Source organism: Bradyrhizobium sp. (assembly GCF_049581145.1).
In the GTDB taxonomy this organism is placed as follows: Bacteria; Pseudomonadota; Alphaproteobacteria; order Rhizobiales; family Xanthobacteraceae; genus Bradyrhizobium.
Window position 1 is genome coordinate 1 of sequence record NZ_JBAURI010001220.1, and the last position, 5,998, is coordinate 5,998.

6 protein-coding genes are annotated in these 5,998 nt (G+C 65.6%); 5 read left to right on the top strand and 1 reads right to left on the bottom strand.

The genetic code is table 11. The annotated features are described in order from the left end of the window. On the top strand, positions 1-201 hold a 201-nt coding region (gene lpxI / locus WCB02_RS38850), incomplete at its 5' end, for a UDP-2,3-diacylglucosamine diphosphatase LpxI domain-containing protein (protein ID WP_423967544.1). Beyond that, positions 201-1,397, top strand: coding sequence for a lipid-A-disaccharide synthase (gene lpxB, locus WCB02_RS38855; RefSeq protein WP_423967546.1), 1,197 nt, complete (start codon positions 201-203; stop codon positions 1,395-1,397). The genes lpxI and lpxB, both read left to right, overlap by 1 nt. Before the next feature lie 130 nt (positions 1,398-1,527). On the opposite strand, the gene WCB02_RS38860 is transcribed toward lpxB, so the two are convergent. After that, positions 1,528-2,541: a zinc-binding alcohol dehydrogenase family protein gene (locus WCB02_RS38860; protein WP_423967548.1), complete on the bottom strand. Its 1,014-nt coding sequence runs from the start codon at positions 2,539-2,541 to the stop codon at positions 1,528-1,530. A 124-nt stretch (positions 2,542-2,665) separates the two neighbouring features. On the opposite strand from WCB02_RS38860, the gene WCB02_RS38865 reads away from it, so the two are divergent. The 3 genes from WCB02_RS38865 to WCB02_RS38875 all read left to right on the top strand — a co-directional run bounded on the left by WCB02_RS38865 (position 2,666) and on the right by WCB02_RS38875 (position 5,873). Further along, complete coding sequence (locus WCB02_RS38865) at positions 2,666-3,037, top strand: winged helix-turn-helix transcriptional regulator (RefSeq protein WP_423967550.1); 372 nt, start codon at positions 2,666-2,668, stop codon at positions 3,035-3,037. A 101-nt stretch (positions 3,038-3,138) separates the two neighbouring features. Further along, positions 3,139-4,533, top strand: a complete 1,395-nt coding sequence (locus tag WCB02_RS38870) for a DegQ family serine endoprotease (protein WP_423967553.1) — start codon at positions 3,139-3,141, stop codon at positions 4,531-4,533. Then, entirely contained in the window at positions 4,530-5,873 is a 1,344-nt protein-coding gene (locus WCB02_RS38875) for a replication-associated recombination protein A (protein ID WP_423967556.1), read from the top strand. Before WCB02_RS38870 ends, WCB02_RS38875 begins: the two co-directional genes overlap by 4 nt. The last annotated feature ends 125 nt before the right edge of the window (positions 5,874-5,998 follow it).

Sequence of the window (5,998 nt, forward strand, 5' to 3'; positions counted from 1 at the left end):
GTGCTGGTGAAGGCGCCCAAGACCGGCCAGGATTTGCGGTTCGATCTGCCGACCGTGGGCTCGCGAACCGTCGCGGGCGCCGCCAACGCCACGCTGGCCGGAATTGCCGTCATTGCCGGCAATACGCTTGCCGCCGATCCGCAGGCCATGATCGAAGCCGCCGATGCGGCCGGCCTGTTTGTGACGGGTTTACCGGCGTGATGGCTCGACCGGCCGTGTCCAGCGTCACACGACGGATATTCCTGATCGCGACCGAGGAATCGGGCGACCGGCTCGGCGCGGGTTTGATGAAAGTGCTGCGCCAGCGCCTTGGCGATGCCGTGCAGTTCCAGGGCGTCGGCGGCCGCGCCATGGCGCGCGAGGGGCTGGTGTCGCTGTTTCCGATCGAAGAGCTTTCGATCATCGGGCTCGCCGCCGTGGTCCGGCAATTGCCCAAGATCCTGCGGCTGATCAGCCGGACAGCGACCGCGGCAGTCGAGCTCTCGCCCGACATCGTCGTGATCATCGACAGTCCGGACTTCACCCATCGGGTGGCGCGGCGCGTGCGGGCCCGCGATCCCAGGATACCGATCATCGACTATGTCTCGCCCTCGGTCTGGGCCTGGCGACCGGGCCGTGCGCGGGCGATGCGCGGCTATGTCGAGCATGTGCTGGCGCTGCTGCCGTTCGAACCGGAGGCGTATCAGCGGCTCAACGGGCCGCCCTGCAGCTATGTCGGCCATCCCCTGGTCGAACAGCTTGCCACGCTGCGGCCCGATGCGGAGGAACAGCGGCGCCGCGAGGCCGACCCGCCGGTGCTGCTGGTGCTGCCCGGCAGCCGCCGGAGCGAGATCAGGCATCATATCGCGGTGTTTGGCCAGGCGCTGGGCCGGCTGCGCGAGATGGGGGTGGCGTTCGAACTGGTGCTGCCGACCATGCCGCATCTTGCCGAGGCGGTCCGCGCGGGCATCAGGAACTGGCCGGTCGCGCCGCGCGTCGTGATTGGCGAGACTGACAAGCGGGCGGCCTTCAGGACAGCCCGCGCCGCGCTTGCGAAATCGGGTACGGTGACGCTGGAGCTCGCGCTGTCCGGCGTACCGATGGTGGCGGCGTACCGGGCCGGGGCCGCCGAGGCCTTCATCCTGCTGCGCGCGATCAACGTGCAATCGGTCATCCTGGCCAATCTCGTGCTTGGCGAGAACGTGGTGCCGGAGTTTCTGCAGAACGATTGCACGCCGGAGATACTCGCGGCTGCCTTGCGCGACGTGCTTGCCGACACGCCGTTGCGCCGACGTCAGACCGAGGCATTTGCGAAGCTCGACACCATCATGGCCACCGGCCATGCCTCGCCCAGCGTGCGCGCGGCCGACGTCGTGCTGGCGACGCTGCGCAACGCCCGGCGGGCAGTGCAGGCGTAACGACCGTCCATCTTCCTTGTCATTGCGCACCACCGGGTCGTGCGAATGCGCGACGGATTGCTTCGCGCAGCGCACGGCGCTTTGCGCCGACCGCTGGCAGGCAATGACGGCCTTTGGGAAGGCGGGCCTGCTACCAGCCCTCCAGCACGATCTTGCCGCGCGACTTGCCGGACTCCAGCAGCGCATGGGCGCGCTTGAGATTGGCTGCGTTGATGGCGCCAAAACTCTGGTCGAGCGTGGTGCGCAGCACGCCCTTGTCGACGAGGTCGGCGACGTCGTTCAGCAACATGTGCTGGCCGATCATGTCGGGGGTCTGGAACGACGAGCGCGTGAACATCGATTCCCAGTGAATCGAGATCGCCTTGCCCTTGAACGCGGCGATGGAGAATTCCGGGGGATCGTCGATCAGCCCGAACCTGCCCTGCGGCGCCATGAAGTCCGCGATCGCCTTGTAGTGCTGGTCGGAGTAGGTGAGGCTTGCGACCAGAGCGACCGGCGGCAGCTTCAGTTGCTCGATCTGCTGCTTCATCGGCTTGCCGTGGTCGATCACGGCATGGGCGCCGAGGTCGAGGCACCATTTTTGCGACTCCGGACGCGTCGCGGTCGCGATCACTGTGAGGCCGGTCAGCCGCCGCGCGAGCTGGATCAGGATCGAGCCGACGCCGCCGGCGCCGCCGGTAATCAGCAGCGCGCGCGGATCGACGCTTTTCCCCGGCACCGCGCCCAGCCGGTCGAACAGCAATTCCCAGGCCGTGATCGAGGTCAGCGGCAGCGCCGCGGCCTGCGCGAATGATAGCGATTTCGGCTTGTTGCCGACGATGCGCTCGTCGACCAGGTGGAATTCGGAGTTGGTGCCCTGGCGCAGGATCGAACCGGCATAGAAGACCTCGTCGCCGGGCTTGAACAGGCTGACGTCCGGACCGACAGCGTCGACGATGCCGGCGGCGTCATAGCCCAGAATCTTGGTCTCGCCCTCCGGCGGGACGGCGCGCTTGCGAACCTTATAGTCGACCGGATTGGCCGAGATCGCCTGCACCGCGACGCGGATGTCACGCCCCTTCGGATCGGGCTTGGCGGTCTCGAAATCGATCAACGCGTCCGCGGCCTCGATCGGCAGCGACTTCTTGTATCCGACGGCTTTCATGGCTGTCTCCCAAGCCTGATGTCTTCGTTGTGATGGTGCGATTAATTGTCCTTGTAGCGCCAAGTTGGCAAGTACTGTAAATTCAGGCATATAGTCCCTGTTTGGATACTATCGGAAAAACTTGATGAAACGACGGGATTTCGCGCATCGGCCGGGTTGCGCGGTCGAGGCCACGCTGGATCTGATCGATGGCAAGTGGAAGGGGGTCATCCTGTTTCACCTGCAAAGCGGAACGCAGCGCTTCGGCGAATTGCGGCGGCGGATGCCCGGCATCACCCAGCGCATGCTGACCAAGCAGCTTCGGGCGCTCGAGGACGACCGGCTCATCATCCGCAAGGTCTATGCCGAGGTGCCGCCGCGGGTGGAATATCGCCTGTCGGAGATCGGGGAAAGCCTGCGCCCGGTAATCGACACGCTGAAAGCCTGGGGCGAAAGCCATCAGCAACGGCTATCCTGCGCGTCCGCGCCGGAATCGCTCCAACTGACGGCGCTCTAGGAACCACACGGCGTGTGTGCCGCACTTCTTTGGTCAAATCCTCAGGTCTATATGGGTCAGGGCGTCATCTTCCCGAGCCACGAATATCAGGATTTCTCCGCATGATGCTTCTTCGTTCGCTGGGCGTGTTGCTGGTCTCGGTCCTTGTCGCAATGCCCGCTTTGGCGCAGGACCGGCGCGTGCCGGGCTCACCCGCTGAGATCAGGCTGTCCTACGCGCCGATCGTGCAACGGGTGCAGCCGGCGGTGGTGAACGTCTACGCCGCCAAGATCGTCCGCGACCATAATCCATTTCTCGACGATCCGCTGTTCCGCCGCTTCTTCGGACTGCAGGGCGGTCAGCAGGAGCAGATGCAGCGCTCGCTGGGATCGGGCGTGATGGTGGATCCCTCGGGACTCGTGGTCACCAACGTCCACGTCATCGAAGGCGCCGACCAGGTCAAGGTATCCTTGTCCGACAAGCGCGAATTCGAGGCCGAGATCGTGCTCAAGGACACCCGTTCCGATCTCGCGGTGCTGCGGCTGAAGGACGTGCACGAGAAGTTCCCGACACTCGACTTCGCCAATTCCGACGAGTTGATGGTCGGCGATGTGGTGCTGGCGATCGGCAATCCGTTCGGCGTCGGCCAGACCGTCACGCATGGCATCATCTCGGCGCTGGCGCGCACCCAGGTCGGCATCACCGACTACCAGTTCTTCATCCAGACCGACGCGCCGATCAATCCCGGCAATTCCGGCGGCGCGCTGGTCGACATGACCGGCCGGCTCGCCGGCATCAACACCGCGATCTATTCGCGCTCCGGCGGCTCCCAAGGCATCGGCTTTGCGATTCCGGCCAACATGGTGCGGGTGGTGGTGGCCTCGGCCAAGAGCGGCGGCAAGGCGGTGAAGCGGCCATGGCTGGGCGCCCGGCTGCAGGCGGTGACGCCGGAAATCGCGGAAAGCCTGGGGCTCAAGCTTCCCACCGGCGCGCTGGTTGCGAGCGTCGTGCCGAATAGCCCGGCGGCGCGCGCCGGGCTGAAATCGTCCGACCTGATCACCGCCATCGACGGCCAGGAGATCGAGGATCCCAATGCCTTTGACTATCGCTTCGCGACCCGTCCGCTCGGCGGCAGCGCCGAGATCAGCGTGCAGCGGGCCGGCAGACCCGTCAAGCTGACGGTCGCGCTCGAGGCCGCGCCGGACGTTGGCCGCGATGAGATCGTGCTGACGACGCGTTCGCCGTTCCAGGGCGCCAAGGTTGCCAATATCTCGCCGGCGGTCGCCGACGAGCTGCATCTCGACGCCGACACCGAGGGCGTCGTGGTGACTGACATCGGCGACGATACCACCGCGGCCGGCGTCGGTTTTCAGAAGGGCGATATCATCGTGGCCGTGAACAACCAGAAGATCGCCAAGACCAGCGATCTGGAAAAAGCGACGCGGGAGACTTCGCGGGTCTGGCGCATCACGCTGTTGCGGGGCGGCCAGCAGATCAACGTCGCACTCGGCGGATGAGCCCGAAGCGACCGCGCGAGGCCAACAACCTGTTTGCTGCCGCAGGCATGGAGCAGGATGCGCCGCATCCGCTGCCGGACCGGTTGCGCCCGCGCACGCTCGCAGAAGTCGTGGGCCAGGATCACATTCTCGGCCCCGACGGCGCGCTGACGCGCATGCTGGAAACGCGCATGCTGGGATCTCTGATCTTCTGGGGCCCGCCGGGCACCGGCAAGACCACCGTGGCGCGGCTGCTCGCCGATGCAACCGAGCTGCATTTCGAGCAGCTGTCGGCGGTATTTTCCGGCGTCGCCGATCTGAAGAAGGCGTTCGACGCGGCGCGCGCGCGGCGCGAAACGGGCAGGGGCACCCTCTTGTTCGTCGACGAGGTGCACAGGTTCAACCGCGCGCAGCAGGATTCCTTTCTGCCCGTGATGGAAGACGGCACCGTCGTGCTGGTCGGCGCCACCACCGAAAATCCCTCCTTCGAGCTCAACGCCGCTCTGTTGTCGCGGGCGCGGGTCCTGGTGTTTCATTCGCTCGATCCGGCGGCGATCGAAAAGCTGTTCGCGCACGCGGAGATCGTCGAGGGCAGGAAGCTGCCGCTCGATTCTGAAGCGCGCGCCGTGCTGGTGCGCATGGCCGACGGTGACGGCCGCGCCGCACTGACGCTCGCCGAGGAAGTCTGGCGCGCTGCGCGCAAAGACGAGATTTTCGACGCCGCCAAACTGCAGGACATCCTGCAGCGGCGTGCTCCGATCTACGACAAGTCGGCCGATGGCCATTACAATCTGATTTCGGCGCTGCATAAATCGGTGCGCGGCTCCGATCCGGACGCCGCGCTGTATTATCTGGCGCGCATGCTGGATGCCGGTGAGGATCCGCTGTTCCTGGCGCGGCGCGTGGTGCGCATGGCGGTGGAGGACATCGGTCTTGCCGACCCGCAGGCTCTCGTCGTCGCCAATGCGGCCAAGGACGCCTATGACTTCCTCGGCTCGCCCGAAGGCGAGCTCGCGATCGCGCAGGCCGTCATCTATGTCGCGACCGCGCCGAAATCGAACGCGGCCTACAAGGCATTCGGCGCCGCGATGCGCGCCGCAAAGCAGGGCGGTTCGTTGCTGCCGCCGAAACACATCCTCAATTCACCGACCAGGTTGATGAAGGAGGAGGGCTACGGCGCCGCTTACGAATATGATCACGACACACCGGAGGGCTTTTCCGGACAGGACTATTTCCCGGAAACGCTGGGCCGCCAGACCTTCTACGAGCCGCCCGAGCGCGGCTTCGAGCGCGAGATCAGGAAACGGTTGGATTATTGGGCGAAGCTGCGCCGGGAGCGGAGCGGGTCGGACCAGGGATGACTGGCTTTGATCGCTTCGTCGGCATCGATTGGTCGGGCGCCAAGGGTCTTTTGCAAAAAGGAATCCAGGTCGCCGAATTCTCGCCGCGCCAGCACAGACTGCTGTTGCGGCGGCCGTACAATGAC

Coding starts and splice junctions, on each gene's coding strand:
- WCB02_RS38865 (WP_423967550.1), top strand. CDS start 2,666: ATGAAACGACGGGATTTCGCGCATCGGCCGGGTTGCGCGGTCGAGGCC.
- WCB02_RS38860 (WP_423967548.1), bottom strand. CDS start 2,541: ATGAAAGCCGTCGGATACAAGAAGTCGCTGCCGATCGAGGCCGCGGAC.
- WCB02_RS38870 (WP_423967553.1), top strand. CDS start 3,139: ATGATGCTTCTTCGTTCGCTGGGCGTGTTGCTGGTCTCGGTCCTTGTC.
- WCB02_RS38875 (WP_423967556.1), top strand. CDS start 4,530: ATGAGCCCGAAGCGACCGCGCGAGGCCAACAACCTGTTTGCTGCCGCA.
- lpxB (WP_423967546.1), top strand. CDS start 201: ATGGCTCGACCGGCCGTGTCCAGCGTCACACGACGGATATTCCTGATC.